Origin of the sequence: Flavobacterium sp. 22659, from assembly GCF_052044235.1 — a bacterium.
GTDB classification, from domain to species: Bacteria; Bacteroidota; Bacteroidia; order Flavobacteriales; family Flavobacteriaceae; genus Flavobacterium; species Flavobacterium johnsoniae.
Genome location: NZ_JBQEMU010000025.1, coordinates 1 through 16,827, shown reverse-complemented (window position 1 = coordinate 16,827; position 16,827 = coordinate 1). Strand labels below are relative to the sequence as shown.

Below are 16,827 nucleotides of genomic sequence, written 5' to 3'. Positions count from 1 at the left end.
ATATAATTTTAATAGAGCTTGAATCCCCCTGTTTCAAGCTCTATAAATTAAAAATCGACACCATGATACATAAAAAAATATATGTATTAGCACTGTTGCCTTTTTTTCTTTTTTCCTGTAAAAACAAATCAGAAGAAGCGGTAAGTGTTAATCCAAAAGACAGTTCTGCGGTTATAGCAGGCGATCCGCTGCCAAGCTGGAATAACGGACCTTTAAAAGAAGATATTATTTCTTATGTAGAAAAAGTAACCAAAAAAGGCAGCCCGGATTTTATTCCCATAGAAGACAGAATCGCCACTTTTGATAACGACGGAACATTATGGGCCGAAAAACCGTATGTTCAGGAATTATTTGCTTTTTATCAGGTAAAAAAAATGGTTGAAGCTAATCCCGCATTGGCACAAAAGCAGCCTTTTAAAGCCGTGATCGAAAAAGACAAAACTTACTTTGAAAAAGGCGGAGACAAAGCACTTATACAGCTTGTTGGTGCAACACATACCGGAACGACAGAAGATGAATTTGAAACGTCGGTTAATGCATTTTTTAAGGATGCAAAATATCCGGGAAAAAATGTTCCCGTAAAACAAATACGTTATCAGCCTCAGCTGGAACTGTTAAATTATCTTCGCTCAAATGGGTTTAAAACCTATATCGTAACCGGAGGAACAATAGAAGTCGTGAGAGCAATATCTCAGGATTTTTACGGGATTCCAAAAGATCAGATTGTAGGTACTTCTTTCAAATACAAATACGATGATGCGAAAAATGCAGTACAACGAGAACCGGCTTTAGATCATTTTAATGATAAAGAAGGAAAACCTGTAGGCATACAACTGCATATTGGTCAGCGTCCTGTTTTTGCCTGCGGCAACGAAGGCGGAGCCGGAGACATTGCCATGCTCAAATATTCGCAGGGAAATAAATATCAATCATTTCAGCTGCTTATAAACCACAACGATTCTATTAGAGAATACAGTTACCAGGAAAAAGATAATTTATCCTTAAGTACAGCCGCAAAAAACAAGTGGCATGTAGTAAGCATAAAAGACGATTGGAAAAAGGTGTTTGCAGATAAATAATTTTGAATTAGTTAAGATTAATGAGACAGCTTTTGCTGGCCAAAAGTTGTTTCATTTTGATTTTGCGATGAATGATTTCTTAAATGAATTACTATGAAACGAATTACGATATTATTTCTCAGTACGGCTTTTTTTATATTGTCATTTAATGTTTGTGCACAAGATGCACCGCCAAAAACAGGAGCAAGCGCACAGGAACTGGCAGATAAACTGGCTAATCCGGTCGCAAGTTTAATTAGTGTCCCGCTGCAAAATAATCTTACTTACGGGATTGGTCCATACAATGGAATAAAATATCAGATTAATATACAACCTGTTGTTCCATTTAAATTGAGTGAGAATCTCAACTTAATTACTCGCTATATTCTCCCGGTTGTAGATCAGCAGGATGTAACGGGAGCAAACACGCACGAGTTTGGTTTAAGCGATGCAACAATAACAGCCTTTTTTGCTCCTAAAACAAAAGGAATCATCTTTGGGGCTGGTCCGGCCTTTTTAGTACCAACCGCTACAGAAAAACTTTTAGGAACAGAAAAATTTGGAATTGGGCCAAGTGTTTTGGTTATGCATCAGGGAAAAGGACTATCTATAGGTTTTTTAGCCAATCAAATTTGGTCAGTAGCAGGAGCATCAGATCGCGCTGATTTCAATCAATTTTACACTCAGATATTTCTAACACATAGTTATAAAAGCGGTGCAAGTTTAGGGGTCAGTTCAGAAATTACACAAAACTGGCAGGGAAACACAACACTTATTACGCTTAGTCCAAATGTTGGCGCAATTACAAAATTAGGCAGTCAGACAATGCAATTTGCTGTGATGCCGTTAATTCCAATTGTAGGACATCAATCTATAAAACCTGATTGGGGTCTAAGAGCTGTTGTAGCATTTGTATTTCCGGGATCTTAAAACCGTCTAATAAAAAAATAGGAACTCACATCTTAATTAAAGATATGACATATTCCATGGAAAATTAGAGACGTGACAGAAGTAAAATAAATCATTCCTATGACCGAAAAAACGGATAACAACGAGATTTTATTTGATCCAACGGCATCAAAAACAGAACGCTATGAAAAAGGCAGAGCGATTAGAAAAATTGTGCCCCGCTCCTCTCATCAGCAATATGTGCCGTCAGAAAATCGCGAAGATCCTGTAGACATTTTAATAAGAACCAGTATAGGAAGAATCGAAAGTTTACTGCCTATCCGATATACCAGAATGATGGAATCGCCTTTCGCATTCTTTCGCGGAGCCGCCGCAATTATGACAGCAGATCTTGAGCAGACGCCCAATACAGGAATAGATTTACAACTCTGCGGTGATTGTCATTTAATGAATTTTGGAGGATTTGCAACGCCAGAACGCAAACTGGTTTTTGATATTAATGATTTTGATGAAACTTTTCCGGGACCTTGGGAATGGGATGTAAAACGATTAGCGGCAAGTTTTGTTATTGCCGGAAAATGGAGAAAATTTTCTAAAAAAAACTGTAAAGAATTTGCCTGGAATGTTGCAGACAGTTACAAAAGACATATGCTGGATTATAGTAAATTATCGGCACTGCAAATTTGGTATGCCGATATAGATCTGGCAGAATTAATAGAATTAGGAAAAGATGAAGAGATAAAAGAGTTTCATCAAAAAAGAATAAAAAAAGCCGCAGAATATACAGCACATGAAAAAGAGTTTGCAAAGATGACGTATCGCGATGGTGTGCGGGCAAGAATTAAAGACGAACCGCCGTTGATTTATCATCCCTCCGGAAACGAAGAAGATCAAATTTTAAAAGAAGCAGAGATAGTTCATAAACGATATTTAAAATCACTTCCAGAAGACAAACAGGTTTTATTAAGCCGGTATTCGATGCATGATTTTGCCATAAAAGTAGTAGGTGTAGGAAGTGTTGGCACACTCTGCGGTATTAGTTTGTTAATGTCGGCAACAGGAGAACCTATCTTTCTGCAGTTTAAAGAGGCAAGAAAAAGCGTTTTGGAACAACATGTAAAAGTCAAAGCTAAATACACGCATCAAGGCGAAAGAATTGTAATAGGACAAAAGTTAATGCAGTCAGCCTCAGATATGTTTTTAGGATGGACAAATGACGATAAAGGCCGATTTTTCTATATCCGTCAGCTTAGAGATGCCAAGGTAAAACCGGTTCTTGAAATTATGAAAGAAGAAAACATGATAGATTATGCCAAAGCCTGCGGATGGGCACTTGCAAGAGCACACGCACGTTCTGGCGATCCTTCTATGCTTTCCGGATATATAGGAGACAGTAATGAATTTGCTAATTCAATTTCGAAATTTTCTCTTTTATATGCAGACCAAAACGAATCAGATTATAATAAAATGGTTAAAGCAGTAAAAGAAGGCAGACTGCCAATTGCTGCAGAAATATAAATTTTAGTAATTAAAAAATACATCATGTAGGTCTGCAAAGTAAAAAAGAATCTGCTGTTTTATTTGAAATGAAAGAAAAAAGCCTAAAAATAAATAAGTAAGAAATTTACACAATGTATGATGCTAATTAAAATAAATGATTTATCTTTGAGTGTTTTGTAAAAGCCTGTAATATAGTTCTTTGTGTTTTGATAACGCATTTTCGAAGCCTTTTATCGTTCATTCAAGATTTTCAGAATTAATAATTTCGAGTTAAGCCAATTAATCAATAATTTAAATTCTACAAGATGAATATCAAAAGAACAAATCTTCGCATTATCCCAATACTGTTTTTGGGTTTAATTTACAGCTGTTCTCCAACTGTAAGAGTGACAACTGATTACGATCATGCAGCAAATTTTGGTGAATATAAAACCTTTGCAGTCTACGATTTAAAAGCACAACAGGGTCAGGTAAATCAGTTAAATGTAGACCGTGTTACTAATGCCATTCGTGCAGAAATGATCGCCAAAGGATTTAAAGAAAGTGACAATCCGGATTTAAAAGTAAATGCAGTTTCAATCTTAAAAAATAAAACTTCAGTATCTGCCGATACCAATTTCTACGGTTACGGCGGTATGTATCGACCATACGGATATTGGGGAGGCGGTGCCATGATGGGCGGCGCTAATACAACATTTAATACATACGATTATGTTGACGGCTCACTTGTAATTGATATTGTTTCTACAAAATCTCAAAAACTAGTGTGGCAGGGAATTGGTAATGCTGAAATCGACAGCAAGCCAGACAATCCGGAGGAATTTATTAATAACTCTATCAAAAAAATCTTAGCCGGTTTTCCTCCCGGAGCAGAAAAAAAATAATGTAAAGTTTTTATAAAAAACAGCTGTACTTTTTCTCAAACTGGAAAAAGTGCAGCACTTATAAAAACACCTTATTTTCTTTTGATTTCTTCAAAAGAACAGGATATCTATTTATAATTTAAGATCAAAATTATGCAGGATATAGTACTTTCGCTTTTCTTTTTTATAGCTACAATCGTTGGATTTGCTACTTCATTTATGGTTCTTTTTTCAAAGAAAAACTATACTAAGAGTTTTTTCTTAGGACTATTTTTGTTTAGCCTTGCAGTCGTAAGTATTTACAATTTTTATTTGTCGGCACACGATTTTAAAGATTTCCCAGATCTTATCATGATCACAAAATCGTTTATATTTCTTGTTGCCCCGTGCGCATTTTTGTACGTTCGGAGTGTGTTGTTTCCCTATTCAGCTTTTAAAAATTACGACTGGCTTCATTTTCTGCCATTCTTAATTTATTTCTCGCTTACAATTGTTGTTTGGATTGGAAACTTCACAAACTTTTATTCTGTTGAATACCTTTCTGTAAAAATAAAAAGTCCGTTTTCTATATTCAGTCTGAGTGTTTGGCTCTTATATGCTTTTTGCCAGACTATGATGATTTTAAATTATGATTTAAAAAAGTTCAAGGAAAATCATTTTCAAAAAATAAAAATTTTAAACTGGATCAGAGTTTATAATTTAATGATTCTGTTTTTGTTTTCTACACTTTTTGTCCACTTCTTTTTAATGAACAAAGTCGACCGCATAGATTATTCCTGTTATGTTTTGATTTCGTCGGTGCTCCTTTTTACGGTATGCTGGCTTTATTTTAAACCGCAGATATTTTATGATCCGCATGAAATTGATGAGTTTAAAATTATAGAAGAAAACTTAGAAATTTTTACATCGAAAGAAACTAAAAATTCACTCCCGATGGTCAAAGAATTAACTCCTGAAAAAAAAGAATTATACCTGTCTAAACTAGAGAGCATATTTGATTCAAAAAAACTCTTTTTAAAGAAAGATCTCGTGATTCGCGACATTTCAGAAGAAACCGGAATTACCGTAAATAATCTTTCTAATTTAATTAATTCAGAATTTAATTTGCATTTTCAGGATTATATAAATCTAAAGCGAATCGAATATTTTAAAGAAAAAATAAACGATGCAGACTGGAAAGATTTATCACTCGAAGGAATGGCATGGGCTTCTGGTTTTAAATCCAGAACAACCTGTTTTAGAGCTTTTATAAAACATACCGGAAAATCTCCTTCAGAATACTTCAAAATAATCAGGATTAGTCCTGAAAAAACAAATTCCTACTTCCTTAAACAATCTACAAACTGAAAATAGTTTGTTAAGACTGGTTTTGAAGTGTAATTAATTTTAAAACAGAAACCATGAAAGCGATAATAAAGCAAAGACAAAACCTAAAATCTATATTCCTATTATTCTTTTTTTTCGTTTGTTTTCTGGTAAATGCCCAGCTTAAAGGCGGTCATATTCTGGGGGCGATGGGGCTTCAGTCAGGAACGCAGACGCCAGCCAATACACTAAGTGTTTATGTGCCGGGTTATTTATACGATGCATCTTCTTTGCGGGATGCCAACGGAGACAAATCGATTGCAAATCCAGATATAACCATGTTTTTAACAGGTGCAGGAGCCAATTATGTAAGCGATTTTAAAATTTTAGGAGCCAATTACGGAGCCACAATTTTAGTCGCCTTTGCCTCAAATACAATTCAGGGAAACACAATCGATTCTAAAAACTCGCTTGCTTTTACAGACATGTATGTACAGCCTGTACAATTGGGCTGGCATAACAAAAGAGCCGATTTTGTTTTCAGCTATCAAATGTATCTCCCAACCGGAAGATTTACGGCAGGAGCTTCAGATAATGCCGGTTTAGGAATGTTTATAAACGAATTTTCTGCAGGAACAACTTTGTTCTTTAATGATAAAAAAACGTTTCATTTCTCTGCTTTGGCATCGTATGAAATCAATAGCAAAAAGAAAGATACTGATATAAAAACCGGGGATATTTTAAGTGTAGAAGGCGGACTTGGTAAAACCTTTTATATACTTAATGCCGAAAAAACAGCACCAAAATCTATTTTAAATGCAGGGTTAATTTATTATTTCCAATACAAAGTATCTAACGATAAAATTCCGGCGGGCAATTTTGTGCTGGAACCAGACAAAGACCAAATTGGCGGACTCGGCGCTGAGGTTAATTATCTTCATATTGGCTGTATGACTTCTGCAGGTTTAAGATGGGTTTCAGAATTTGGAGCCGAAAGCCGTTTTCAGGGAAGTACTTTTTTCCTCACACTGGCACACATATTTAGCTTAGCAAAAGAAAAGAAAGGATAAGCAAAAGTTGGGTTGATGTTTTTTAATGAATACGATAAATTTTAAATTGACTTAAATGAGAAATATACATTCAGATTCTTCTATAAAAAACAGAAAACTTTTGCAGCAAATGGTTTTCGTTGCTGTTTTTTTTCTTTTTTCTTTTCAAGCCGCCATTGCACAGAAACAGCATATAAGTGTAAAAGATTCGCTCGACGGCGCTTTCGATTTAAGCGATTATATTATTTATGCACACGGTTTTATTGTTGTGCCAACCATTATTACAGAGCCGGCTTTAGGAAATATTGGAGGTGCAGTTGTACCTTTATTTCTAAAAAAACGTCCGCCTGTTGTAGACGAAAATGGTAAAAAACGATTTATAAATCCGGATATAACCGGGGGAATTGGAATGTATACCGGAAACAAAAGCTGGATGGCAGGAGGATTTCGTTCTGCCACTTTAGTAAAACCCAAAATTTTATACCGTGTTATGGCAGGTTATGGCGACATGAATTTGTCATTTTATGAAAACAATCTGCCCAACGGAAGCGATCAGGAATTTAAACTTAATTTTAAATCGACGATTTTTTATACACAATGGCTCAAACAATTTAGAAATGCAAAATGGAGTGCCGGAGTACAGTATTTATTTTTAAATTCTAAAATTAAACTCCCAGATATTAACCTCCCGCCGCCATTTGTAAAACCGGGCGATATTAAAAGTACAGTAAGTCAATTTGGAGGAGCTATTCAATTTGACGGACGTGACAATATATTTACACCAGACAAAGGAATACGGCTTCAGTCAGATTTCTTTTGGTCTGATGATGCCATTGGGAGCGATTACGATGCCTGGCGTGTCAATTTATCGGCAATAGGATATTATCCATTAACAAAAAAATTAATTGGCGGGCTTAGGGTAGAAGGAGAGCAGGCGTTTGGGAGTCCGCCATTTTATTTAAGACCCGGAATTAATTTAAGAGGAATTCCCGCCGCACGTTATCAGGGAAAAACCAGTATTGTTACCGAAGCCGAATTGCGATGGGATTTGTACCGAAGATGGAGTCTTATGGGTTACGGCGGACTGGCAAGTGCTTTTAACGATTGGGATCAGGCTTTTGCTAAACCAGTCGTGTACAGTTACGGAACAGGATTTCGATATTTACTCGCTCGAAAATTTAAACTCCGCATGGGTATCGATGTTGCAAGAGGAAATGAAGACTGGGCCTATTATATTGTATTTGGCAGTAATTGGATGAGATAATTGTTTATTTTGAAAATTAAATTCCCGATAATTGTTTATCGAGAATTCAATATAATTCGTGTACTTGCTTTACTGGCGGTAAAGAATTATTTTTTCCAGTAAGGCGGAATGATTTTATTTTGTTTTTGGCTCAAAGCCAATAGTAAAACGGTTCCTAATACACAGAATACAATTGCTTGTATTGATCCTTCGGGACCAAATTCTCCTCCTGTTATAAATTCAGGACCGTGTATTTTGGCTTCTAATAAACTGCTTGTTTTTTCGTTTCCGGATGTTATCGCTCCAAAAATTCCCGACTGTGTAAAATTCCATGCAAAATGCAAAGCAATTGGAAACCACAAATTACGGCTGTAAATAAAAGCAGCTCCCAGCATAAAACCTGCAGTTGTGATACATATTCCGGAAATTAATGTGCCGTGAGGATTCGCCAGATGAAAAACACCAAATAGTACAGAAGAAATCGTAAGAGAAATATAACTTCCTAGTTTTTCTTCTACAATTCTAAAAATAATGCCGCGAACCAATATCTCTTCAATAATGGCAACGGTAAACATTATGGCAAATGGAATCAGGATAAACGAAACAGGGTTGATCTTTACTACACTGTAATTTCCGTTAAGGTACATTACTAAAATAGTAAAGGACTGTAAAACAAAACCAATCAAAATTCCAATGGTAAGATTTTTGGCAAGTCCTTTTGCAGAAAACTCCGTTATGGCTCTTTTATCGTATTTCTTAAAGAAAAGAATATAACTCAAAACACACGAAAAGGAAACAAAAAGACCTTTTAAGAGATTTCGGTAGTCTTTTTCAAGTGGTGTTAAGGCTAGTAATTTTACGGCAATCTGCTGGCCAATAATAACAACAGCCATAAAAGTAAGCAGCGCAAGAACAATTTTGACAATAGGGAAATTGAATATTTTTTGTTTTCGGGTAAGAGTTTCCATTTGATTTATTTTAATGATTTATGATGAGACAAAAGTATCCCGCATTAAAAACAAAAAATAGAATGAAATTTGCCTCTTTATAATTTTTGAAACTGTTTTGGCAAAAATCCCGTTTGCGTTTTAAAAGTCCTTATAAAATGACTTTGATCAGCAAATCCGCATTCGAGGGCAATTTCGGTTAAATTATTTTCACTGGATTGTATCAGCGTAAGCGACCGATTAATTTTAATACGGCGCATATATTCGCCCAATGTGCATCCAAAATATTTAGGGAAATGCTTTGAAATCGTGATAGGGTTGAGGTTTAAAACCAAAGCCAAATCCTGAAGATTGGGATTCTCGTTCCAGCAGTCGTTTAATAATTCGTTTAAACTTTTTACCCAAAACGGACTTTTCTCAAATCGATCCAAATGAGTATTGGCGTTCGATAACTGAGAGAACAACATTTTAATTGTATCAGCAGAAAAAGTATCGGCGGTAAGCGTTTCCTTAAAAATCTTTAAAATCAAAAACTTGGTAAAAGCTTCATTTTGAATTGATTTTTCGATAACAGCTTCAGAGATTTGGAGTTCCTTGATGAGGTTTTCTTCAATTTCAATATTAATATTTCGGGAAGGAAAAAGCGTATTTTGGTTTAAATGCAGTTCGTCGCTGTGATAAAACAACAGCGATCCCGCGCCAACCGTTTCGCTGAAATTTTTTCTTTTCTCGGTCGTGCCGCCTTTTAAGAAAAGCGTTATGTGCGCATTATTGTGTGAATGCCAGCCTTCGTAAACCTTGTTTTGGTATTCAGTTTCGACCACAGCAATTCCCTGCGCAGTATCAAAACTGTTTTTGGTATTGCCTAAGTATTTCTCTTTTTCGAGTTCGTACATTTCGGGATCTGTTGCGTGGTATTTCTGGAACTAAAATACTATTTATTTTAAAACAAAAATTCAAAACTATTTTGATTCTACTGAATTAGTCGTTTTTATGTAATTTGTAAGATTTAAATGTATAATAAAAACATTGTATAAAGATTAACTGTTAAATAATAGTTTTTTTACCGAATATTTAATTGTTTTGTAACAAAAATATAATAAGGGCGACAAATTAGTCAACTATTTAAATCTTTATATTATGTATAAAAATACGATGAAATCAGTTTTTGCTGCATCTGCTTTTTTAGTGGGAGTAAGCGGCTGTTTTGCACAAGACATTTTGGTAAATTCATTAAAGTTAAATGCAAGTGATAAAAGTAAAGAAGCTTTTAAATTTACCGAAGTAGTTAACTTAGGAACTACATCTGTAAAAAATCAGGGTTCATCTGGAACTTGCTGGAGCTATTCTACAAACTCATTTTTAGAGTCAGAAATGATTCGTTTAGGAAAACAGCCTGTTGAGCTTTCTCAGGTTTTTTCGGCAAGAAACGTTTATGTAGAAAAAGGAATTAACTACGTTCGTATGCACGGAGCTGTTACTTTGGGCGACGGTGGTGCTTTGCATGATGTTACAAACATGTACAAAAAATACGGAGCAGTTCCTAGAGAAGTTTACACAGGATTAAACTACGGAACAGATAAAAATAAATTTGCCGAAATGGCAGCACTTATCGAAGGCGTTTTAGCAGCGGTAGTTAAAAATCCAAACGGAGAATTAACACCAAACTGGCAAAAAGCCTATGCAGCGGTTATCGATTCTTATTTAGGAAAAGTGCCGGAAAACTTTACTTATAAAGGAAAAAACTACACACCACAGTCTTTTGCTAAAGAAGTAGTAGGAATTAATCCAGATGAGTACATCGAAATGTCATCGTTTACAACATCTCCATACTACCAAAAAACAACAATGATGGTGCCGGACAACTGGTCATTTGATCAGGTTTACAACGTAAAAGTAAACGACATGACAGATGTTATCGACAATGCGTTGAAAAAAGGTTATACTGTAGCCTGGGCAACAGACGTAAGCGAGAAAAGCTTTAGCTGGAAAAACGGTGTAGCGTATGTGCCAACAAAGAAATTTGACGAAATGACTGCCGAAGAAAAAGCAGATATGTTTAACGGACCAAAAGCAGAACCGGAAATTACTCCAGAAATGCGTCAGGCTGCGTTTGACAACTACACAACTACAGACGATCACGGAATGCATATTATTGGTCTTGCAAAAGATCAAACCGGAAAAGAATATTATATCGTAAAAAATTCTTGGGGTGAAACAAACGACTACAAAGGTTTCTTGTTTGTAACCAAAAATTTCGTAAAATATAAAACTACTGCCTTAATGGTAAACAAAGGCGGAATCCCAACTGATATTGCTAAAAAATTAGGGGTGTAAGTTTAAGTTAGTTTTTAATAAAATAAGAAAGCGCTGTGATCTTTGGATTGCAGCGCTTTTAACTTGATGCAATATAAAATTCTATTATTTTATATCTTTCCAACTTATGGGATTTCCCTGAATTCCTAATTTGCATTTATCTTGTATCCAATTTATAAAATTTCCTGCATTTTTTAAGTCAATACTTGGGCCTTTCATATTTCTTCCATTACTACAAATATCACGGAGGTTTTCAGGTATCAAAATTGAATTGTCTCCTAGGTAATAGAAAGTTTTCGAAATAAGGACATATTTACCATCTGTATCAACTTTTATGTGTCCAGGATTTGGAGATCCATCTGAGAATGAGTGAGCTGAATCTTCTTGAATCCATTCTTGTGTAAGGGAATCTTGATGATAAAAATTATCTCCATAAATTTGAACTAAACTTCCTTTAATTTGTGGCTTTTTATAATTAAATCTTGAATCGTTCCAATATTCATTAAATGTTAACTTTTCTTCAACTTTCATTGCATAAATGAGGTGATGTAGATTTTTTAATTTAGCACTACCAGTACCAATTATCCAATCTCCAATTTCAAGATTTTTGTTTCCTCTAATAGTAGGTCTACAGACAGCTAAAGTACAATAACCGCCGAAAGGATTTGGTGCTAAACCGAAATCGTGTTCTATTTTGTATGAATAGTATTTCATTATTTAAAAATTTAACATTTGACCCTTGGTGGAAATTTATGTATTGGTGGACTCGGATTGCCATTTGGTGTTACGTTTGGAATATTTGTGCCACTAAGGATTTCGGCTAATTTTTCTAATGAATTTAAGCTTAGTATCGGGCCTCCATATTTTTTATAATTCGCAGGTATTTCAATGCTATCACTGCTTCCAAGAGTATAAATTCCAACAATCCTTTTTCCGCATTGATGAGCATACTCGATTTCAGAATTCACCCATTCGTCTTCAAAAGTATTTTCATCAATAAGACAAATAAACTTTTCTGCTTCTCGAATTCTGATTTCTAATAAACCTTCAATTTCTTCTTCCTCTTCTTTAGTTTGTTCATTGTTTATTCCATCAATTTTATCGTCAACGATATCAAATTCTTTAGATATTATTTCTTTAAGTTTTTGAAAAGACTCATCATTGATGCTTTTATGACTTACAAATATTTTCTTTTTGCTCATAACTAAATAATTAAATGATTAATATTCCATTTTGGAGGAAAAAACAACTCAATTTTTTCCTTTTCTTCAAATTTAAATTTCTGCTTTATTCTGGTTCGATTAGATTTGCCTAAAATATCACTATGCGCCACTCGTGAATATTTGTCAACCTCACAAAAAATATTTTGAATATCAATTAATTGTAAAGGTCTACCCCATAAATTGTTAAATTCAAGATCTAATCTTTGAAATTCTAATTCCTGTATGTCCGACATCATTTTAATAACATCTTCATAATTATACTCTCTTAATGAAGAAAAACATTTAGTAATACCATCTTTTGCGCCAGGTCCAGCTTTGGTAAATTCTTGTTCAGAATAACTGGTAAGGTTACTATAATTAATATCAGTTATATATTGATATGCTAAAAATTCTCCTATAGTGGGATATTCTTTTAAGATATTATAACCAGTTGCCATATTATCAGTTTCCATTAATGTATTTACAATATCATTATTCATCATCATTTCTAATAATTTTAAATGATTCTGATGCTTTTTTATCTCATAAAAAGATGATTTTCCAGATGCCATAATATATGCAGCTGAGTAAATAGGAATTTTATTATTCATGAGCTCACTTAAAATGCTGTTATATTTATTAAATGAATATGTCTTCCAACTAATCTCTTTTAATTCATGTTCTAGAAATTCCCAAGTTTCAATCTTGTTAAATATTTTGAATAAGATTATTCGAAAAAAAACTTCGGAGGGAGTTTGATTGCCTTTGTAAATTATATTTTTAATTAAATATTGGCTTACTCTATCGGTAGCTCTATATGTGTTAGTGAATTTATACTCATTTAATATGAAGTCTGTAGACCAAGGATATTGAGAGTTCTTAAATCTTTTAAAGAATATGTTTTGTCTTTCAGTTGCAAACTTCCAATATGTATCATAAATAGTAGATGTTTTTGGTTTTAATTTTTTATTTAGAATGATAATATTTTTCATTATTTTTTACCTAAATAGATTAATTTTCGATTCTTTTTACTAACTAAAACTCTTCCTCCTTCATTTTCTCTTAATTTGTTGAAAATTTCGTATGAGTTTAAAATTGCTTTTTCCCATTGTTTCCCGCTACAGTCTTTTACTTCTGTGTTTTTAACTAATGTTTGAACCTGCTTAATTATGCCAGAATCAATAGTTGTGCAATTTTTTAATAAATCTAAATCAACAGCATGATGATAAATAAACAACGAAATTAGCTCCTCAGTAATTTGTGATCTTGCACCATCTTCATTTACATCTATTTCTGCATTGCTCTTTCTTTTTAATTTAAAAAGTTTTCGTATAACTGGTGACCATCCCATAATTGCTAAATAACCATAATGAAAAATATCGTGATATCGATAACCATCATCTTCATAAGTATTATCTGTTAAAGGGTCGCCAATTGCTGTTTCATCTCTTTGGTCGATAATTTGTAATTTCTTGATGCCATTTTCTTCATATGACATAAATTTAATTTCAAATTCTTCAGGGAAGCGTTCATGTTCAGGATAAGTTGAATCAAAATCTATATATTCTGTATCTTCATCGACCATAAATCGGTCATTGATTTTATTTAAATTTTTTAATGCTATTTCATCCAACGATAATGAATTTTGGGTCGCAATTGTTGATAAATACCACAATACATCTCCAAGTTCTTCGCTTAATTTTTGTTTGTAAACTTTATAAGATTTACCGTCTCGCAGTTTGATCTTTAATTGAGTTAAAACAGAGCCGATTTCCCCTATAATTCCTAAAAAAGGAACAATTGAAGAAAGTTTTTCATCTAAAGAACTTTCTTGTATTGTTTTACTAGCTTGATCTTGATAACTTTGAAATTCCATATCTTTTTATTTTAATATTAGACTTAGATTTGTTAAAACAATGTAATGATTTGTTCAACAGATAGTTGTGTAAATAAAGCGTTTTAAGTTATATTAACTATAAGTATAAATACTTGTTTTTAATCAAATGTAAGGTGTTGATCTTTAGTTATTTTATGGTTTTCCGTAATCCTATAAAAAAGTGAAAGTTTACACTATTATAAATTTCTAGTGGCACATCCATATAATAAAAAAGAGGCGCTTTAAAGCGCCTCTTTTTTATATTCTTAAAATAAAATCTTTATTTTCCTTTATACAACTTCTCCAAATACTCAACCTTATCCTTTTCTGCCTGAACCAAACGCTCATAAAGTTCCACAACTTTATCAAGAGGATTGAAAGTGCAACCATAATTAAATGATGAAGCATTATCATGATTGTTAATTGTATTTCCAATAATGTTTAAAACTGCTTCTTCAGAAAAATTTTTAATTCCTTCAGCAGAAACACCTAATACTTCAGCAATTGCTTTAAGTTTTTCTTCATCAACAGTTTCACTGTTTTCAATAATCGAAATAGACTGCTGGCTCATACCTAAAGCATACGCCAATGCTTCCTGTTTCATATCACGAAGTTCACGAATACGGCTTATTTTGCGTCCTATATGGTTTGGTTTTGTAAGTGTGCTCATAATTCAAAGATATTTAAAAAATCGTGAAAATGTATGGGTGTTGTAATTTACAAATGTGAATTTGTGAGATACATTTTCTGTTGTTTCATGAAAGCACAAAAATACAATTTTTCGCACAGCTTACGATTAAAAACCAAAATTATAAAACAGTTGGCAGTTCTTCAAAAAGCAAATGGCACACTTTATCGTTTTTCCAGGCAGTTTATAGTTAAAATAAATCATAACTAACACAAAATCAGTAATTTTATATGTTTTTAATGCATTGTAAAATCTAAATCATCATGAAAAGGTATGCAGCATATTTTACTATTATCGCAAGTGTTTTTTCTATAAGTAGTTTTGCCCAGACAAATTATACCATTATCGATGCAGAAACTAAAAAAACAGCTTCAAAGTTTGATGATAAATCAGATGAAGATCTTATTATTGATTCTTATCTCGTTGTAGAAATAATCAATATGCCTTTTGGCAAACGTACAACCAAATACGAAGTATCAAAACTCGATATGGTGTATACAAACGATTTAGGGCCCAATAATACCAGAACCGTCACGCCAATATACAGAAAGAAAAAAGTAAGATCTGCAGGCGCTGTTCCTCCAAAAGCAATTGCCGATGCCAGTGTCGAGATTCAGCCCGTAGAAGTTGAGGTTACGGCTCCCGCATACACAGAGAAATTCGTTAAGGTAGATATTTTAGACACCTACGCCAATGTTTTAGACAAAGGCTACAAATCTATAGAAATGCTCAAAAAAGTCGCAGACAAGCGTTATTTTGAAAGCGATTACGAAGCCTCGGCAAAATACTATGCCGAGTTAATAAATCTCGATCCAGATTTAGAAGCAGTTTATTACTTTAGATACGTTGAATCTTTAAAAGCAATCAACCAAATGGATAAGGCTAATGAAGCGATGCTTTTATTTGAAAGTAAAAATGTTGGCAATGATGTGATGAAACACAGTAAAGTGGCGAGAAATTAAACCAAAATAGTAAAAATAAAAAAGACGATCATTTGATCGTCTTTTTTATTTTTATCTTTCTTAAGCAGGATTAGCTGATAAAACCAAACTTGTTTTCGAAAAGTTTGCCAATTAAAGGAAGCGGAGTTTCTTTTTCTTTACTTGCGTTAATTGCTCCAATAATTAAAAGGATTAAAAAAACTAACGATACTAAACTTAAAATTGAAGCTAAGGAAGGAATTATAGTAGCAAGTATTTGAATAATGATATTGTAAATAATTGCTGCAATCCATAATCCAAAGCTTTGTTTTAAGTGATATTTCACCAAAGGATTTCTAGGCGTTTTTGATGAAAAAAAAGATACTAACCAGCCAATTATGGTTATATAAGATACAATCGCTAATGTTTTGTTGTTCATTTTGACAAATATTAAATTTAATTTTTGCGCAAAAATATAGACAGCAGCTTCTTTAATTATGCCGTATAGGTTTTTAATATATTAAAATAAGACTTTTTTAAACGGGAGTTTTTTCTAAAATGAAACACATAAGGTATGCTCTTTTGTTTTGATAGTCTGATTAAGATTTTTATTTGTACTTCTCTTTGAGTCTAGAAACAATATCTGGATACTTAATAAGATTTTCGACATAGGTTTTGCTTTTCATTTTTTTAATGTGTTTTTCAATAGCCAGACCTTGTGTTTTGTTTTCGCATTCTATTTTGAGAAATAATTCCCAATCTTGAGCATTAGCAGTAAACTTATGTGATTCGGCGTTTTTATGAAACTCCATTCGCACATCAAAATCAGAAGTAAATCCAATGTAAAATCGGTTTAATTTGGCAGAAAAAAGAATGTAAACAACGTTCATAAATATTACTCAAAATTTGTAAATTCTTTTATAAGATTCCCTCTGGTCTCGAACCAACCCC

18 protein-coding genes are annotated in these 16,827 nt (G+C 33.4%); 9 read left to right on the top strand and 9 right to left on the bottom strand.

Features of this window, described 5'->3' with window-relative positions:
• Nucleotides 1-62 precede the first annotated feature (62 nt).
• The 7 genes from ACTJIW_RS20315 to ACTJIW_RS20285 all read left to right on the top strand — a co-directional run bounded on the left by ACTJIW_RS20315 (nucleotide 63) and on the right by ACTJIW_RS20285 (nucleotide 7,948).
• Nucleotides 63-1,079 (top strand): HAD family hydrolase, encoded by a 1,017-nt coding sequence (locus tag ACTJIW_RS20315; RefSeq protein ID WP_440714739.1) that lies wholly within the window; start codon nucleotides 63-65, stop codon nucleotides 1,077-1,079.
• 93 nt (nucleotides 1,080-1,172) lie between these two features.
• Nucleotides 1,173-1,988 (top strand): hypothetical protein, encoded by an 816-nt coding sequence (locus ACTJIW_RS20310; protein ID WP_012023228.1) that lies wholly within the window; start codon nucleotides 1,173-1,175, stop codon nucleotides 1,986-1,988.
• Between the two features lie 99 nt (nucleotides 1,989-2,087).
• Nucleotides 2,088-3,485 (top strand): DUF2252 domain-containing protein, encoded by a 1,398-nt coding sequence (locus ACTJIW_RS20305; RefSeq protein WP_012023229.1) that lies wholly within the window; start codon nucleotides 2,088-2,090, stop codon nucleotides 3,483-3,485.
• Nucleotides 3,486-3,772: 287 nt separating this feature from the next.
• Nucleotides 3,773-4,351, top strand: a complete 579-nt coding sequence (locus ACTJIW_RS20300) for a DUF4136 domain-containing protein (RefSeq protein WP_121362663.1) — start codon at nucleotides 3,773-3,775, stop codon at nucleotides 4,349-4,351.
• A 132-nt stretch (nucleotides 4,352-4,483) separates the two neighbouring features.
• Complete coding sequence (locus ACTJIW_RS20295) at nucleotides 4,484-5,677, top strand: helix-turn-helix domain-containing protein (protein WP_149205796.1); 1,194 nt, start codon at nucleotides 4,484-4,486, stop codon at nucleotides 5,675-5,677.
• Nucleotides 5,678-5,730: 53 nt separating this feature from the next.
• The gene (locus ACTJIW_RS20290) at nucleotides 5,731-6,705 is read left to right on the top strand and encodes a SphA family protein (RefSeq protein WP_440714738.1); all 975 of its coding nucleotides are present in this window, start codon (nucleotides 5,731-5,733) and stop codon (nucleotides 6,703-6,705) included.
• 55 nt (nucleotides 6,706-6,760) lie between these two features.
• On the top strand, nucleotides 6,761-7,948 hold the full coding sequence (locus ACTJIW_RS20285; RefSeq protein WP_440714737.1) for a BamA/TamA family outer membrane protein: 1,188 nt from the start codon (nucleotides 6,761-6,763) through the stop codon (nucleotides 7,946-7,948).
• A gap of 86 nt (nucleotides 7,949-8,034) precedes the next feature.
• Here the strand turns inward: ACTJIW_RS20285 and ACTJIW_RS20280 are convergent, their stop codons facing one another.
• The gene (locus ACTJIW_RS20280; RefSeq protein WP_440714736.1) at nucleotides 8,035-8,895 is read right to left on the bottom strand and encodes a lysostaphin resistance A-like protein; all 861 of its coding nucleotides are present in this window, start codon (nucleotides 8,893-8,895) and stop codon (nucleotides 8,035-8,037) included.
• 77 nt (nucleotides 8,896-8,972) lie between these two features.
• The gene (locus ACTJIW_RS20275) at nucleotides 8,973-9,770 is read right to left on the bottom strand and encodes a helix-turn-helix transcriptional regulator (RefSeq protein ID WP_440714735.1); all 798 of its coding nucleotides are present in this window, start codon (nucleotides 9,768-9,770) and stop codon (nucleotides 8,973-8,975) included.
• Between the two features lie 244 nt (nucleotides 9,771-10,014).
• Here ACTJIW_RS20275 and ACTJIW_RS20270 point away from each other — a divergent pair, with 244 nt between their 5' ends.
• Nucleotides 10,015-11,211, top strand: coding sequence for an aminopeptidase C (locus ACTJIW_RS20270; RefSeq protein WP_012023236.1), 1,197 nt, complete (start codon nucleotides 10,015-10,017; stop codon nucleotides 11,209-11,211).
• Between the two features lie 84 nt (nucleotides 11,212-11,295).
• Here the strand turns inward: ACTJIW_RS20270 and ACTJIW_RS20265 are convergent, their stop codons facing one another.
• The 5 genes from ACTJIW_RS20265 to ACTJIW_RS20245 all read right to left on the bottom strand — a co-directional run bounded on the left by ACTJIW_RS20265 (nucleotide 11,296) and on the right by ACTJIW_RS20245 (nucleotide 14,938).
• The gene (locus ACTJIW_RS20265; RefSeq protein WP_440714734.1) at nucleotides 11,296-11,904 is read right to left on the bottom strand and encodes a hypothetical protein; all 609 of its coding nucleotides are present in this window, start codon (nucleotides 11,902-11,904) and stop codon (nucleotides 11,296-11,298) included.
• Between the two features lie 11 nt (nucleotides 11,905-11,915).
• Nucleotides 11,916-12,392, bottom strand: coding sequence for a TIR domain-containing protein (locus ACTJIW_RS20260; protein ID WP_440714733.1), 477 nt, complete (start codon nucleotides 12,390-12,392; stop codon nucleotides 11,916-11,918).
• 2 nt (nucleotides 12,393-12,394) lie between these two features.
• Nucleotides 12,395-13,384, bottom strand: a complete 990-nt coding sequence (locus ACTJIW_RS20255) for a nucleotide kinase domain-containing protein (protein WP_440714732.1) — start codon at nucleotides 13,382-13,384, stop codon at nucleotides 12,395-12,397.
• Entirely contained in the window at nucleotides 13,384-14,268 is an 885-nt protein-coding gene (locus ACTJIW_RS20250) for a nucleoside triphosphate pyrophosphohydrolase family protein (RefSeq protein WP_440714731.1), read from the bottom strand. The genes ACTJIW_RS20255 and ACTJIW_RS20250 overlap by 1 nt, the downstream gene beginning before the upstream one ends.
• A gap of 280 nt (nucleotides 14,269-14,548) precedes the next feature.
• On the bottom strand, nucleotides 14,549-14,938 hold the full coding sequence (locus ACTJIW_RS20245) for a helix-turn-helix domain-containing protein (RefSeq protein WP_073408219.1): 390 nt from the start codon (nucleotides 14,936-14,938) through the stop codon (nucleotides 14,549-14,551).
• A gap of 281 nt (nucleotides 14,939-15,219) precedes the next feature.
• Between ACTJIW_RS20245 and ACTJIW_RS20240 the strand changes: the two genes are divergently transcribed.
• Nucleotides 15,220-15,918, top strand: coding sequence for a hypothetical protein (locus ACTJIW_RS20240; protein WP_440714730.1), 699 nt, complete (start codon nucleotides 15,220-15,222; stop codon nucleotides 15,916-15,918).
• Between the two features lie 70 nt (nucleotides 15,919-15,988).
• Here ACTJIW_RS20240 and ACTJIW_RS20235 read toward each other — a convergent pair whose 3' ends face one another.
• Nucleotides 15,989-16,315, bottom strand: coding sequence for a DUF4870 domain-containing protein (locus ACTJIW_RS20235; RefSeq protein ID WP_440714729.1), 327 nt, complete (start codon nucleotides 16,313-16,315; stop codon nucleotides 15,989-15,991).
• 169 nt (nucleotides 16,316-16,484) lie between these two features.
• Nucleotides 16,485-16,766 (bottom strand): GIY-YIG nuclease family protein, encoded by a 282-nt coding sequence (locus tag ACTJIW_RS20230; RefSeq protein ID WP_440714728.1) that lies wholly within the window; start codon nucleotides 16,764-16,766, stop codon nucleotides 16,485-16,487.
• Nucleotides 16,767-16,827 lie beyond the last annotated feature (61 nt).

Bases quoted from the DNA above. Each gene is read 5' to 3' on its own strand.
- ACTJIW_RS20295 (WP_149205796.1), top strand. From the start codon at position 4,484: ATGCAGGATATAGTACTTTCGCTTTTCTTTTTTATAGCTACAATCGTT.
- ACTJIW_RS20265 (WP_440714734.1), bottom strand. From the start codon at position 11,904: ATGAAATACTATTCATACAAAATAGAACACGATTTCGGTTTAGCACCA.
- ACTJIW_RS20290 (WP_440714738.1), top strand. From the start codon at position 5,731: ATGAAAGCGATAATAAAGCAAAGACAAAACCTAAAATCTATATTCCTA.
- ACTJIW_RS20275 (WP_440714735.1), bottom strand. From the start codon at position 9,770: ATGTACGAACTCGAAAAAGAGAAATACTTAGGCAATACCAAAAACAGT.
- ACTJIW_RS20235 (WP_440714729.1), bottom strand. From the start codon at position 16,315: ATGAACAACAAAACATTAGCGATTGTATCTTATATAACCATAATTGGC.
- ACTJIW_RS20260 (WP_440714733.1), bottom strand. From the start codon at position 12,392: ATGAGCAAAAAGAAAATATTTGTAAGTCATAAAAGCATCAATGATGAG.
- ACTJIW_RS20255 (WP_440714732.1), bottom strand. From the start codon at position 13,384: ATGAAAAATATTATCATTCTAAATAAAAAATTAAAACCAAAAACATCT.
- ACTJIW_RS20315 (WP_440714739.1), top strand. From the start codon at position 63: ATGATACATAAAAAAATATATGTATTAGCACTGTTGCCTTTTTTTCTT.
- ACTJIW_RS20240 (WP_440714730.1), top strand. From the start codon at position 15,220: ATGAAAAGGTATGCAGCATATTTTACTATTATCGCAAGTGTTTTTTCT.
- ACTJIW_RS20305 (WP_012023229.1), top strand. From the start codon at position 2,088: ATGACCGAAAAAACGGATAACAACGAGATTTTATTTGATCCAACGGCA.
- ACTJIW_RS20250 (WP_440714731.1), bottom strand. From the start codon at position 14,268: ATGGAATTTCAAAGTTATCAAGATCAAGCTAGTAAAACAATACAAGAA.
- ACTJIW_RS20245 (WP_073408219.1), bottom strand. From the start codon at position 14,938: ATGAGCACACTTACAAAACCAAACCATATAGGACGCAAAATAAGCCGT.
- ACTJIW_RS20280 (WP_440714736.1), bottom strand. From the start codon at position 8,895: ATGGAAACTCTTACCCGAAAACAAAAAATATTCAATTTCCCTATTGTC.
- ACTJIW_RS20300 (WP_121362663.1), top strand. From the start codon at position 3,773: ATGAATATCAAAAGAACAAATCTTCGCATTATCCCAATACTGTTTTTG.
- ACTJIW_RS20270 (WP_012023236.1), top strand. From the start codon at position 10,015: ATGTATAAAAATACGATGAAATCAGTTTTTGCTGCATCTGCTTTTTTA.
- ACTJIW_RS20230 (WP_440714728.1), bottom strand. From the start codon at position 16,766: ATGAACGTTGTTTACATTCTTTTTTCTGCCAAATTAAACCGATTTTAC.
- ACTJIW_RS20285 (WP_440714737.1), top strand. From the start codon at position 6,761: ATGAGAAATATACATTCAGATTCTTCTATAAAAAACAGAAAACTTTTG.
- ACTJIW_RS20310 (WP_012023228.1), top strand. From the start codon at position 1,173: ATGAAACGAATTACGATATTATTTCTCAGTACGGCTTTTTTTATATTG.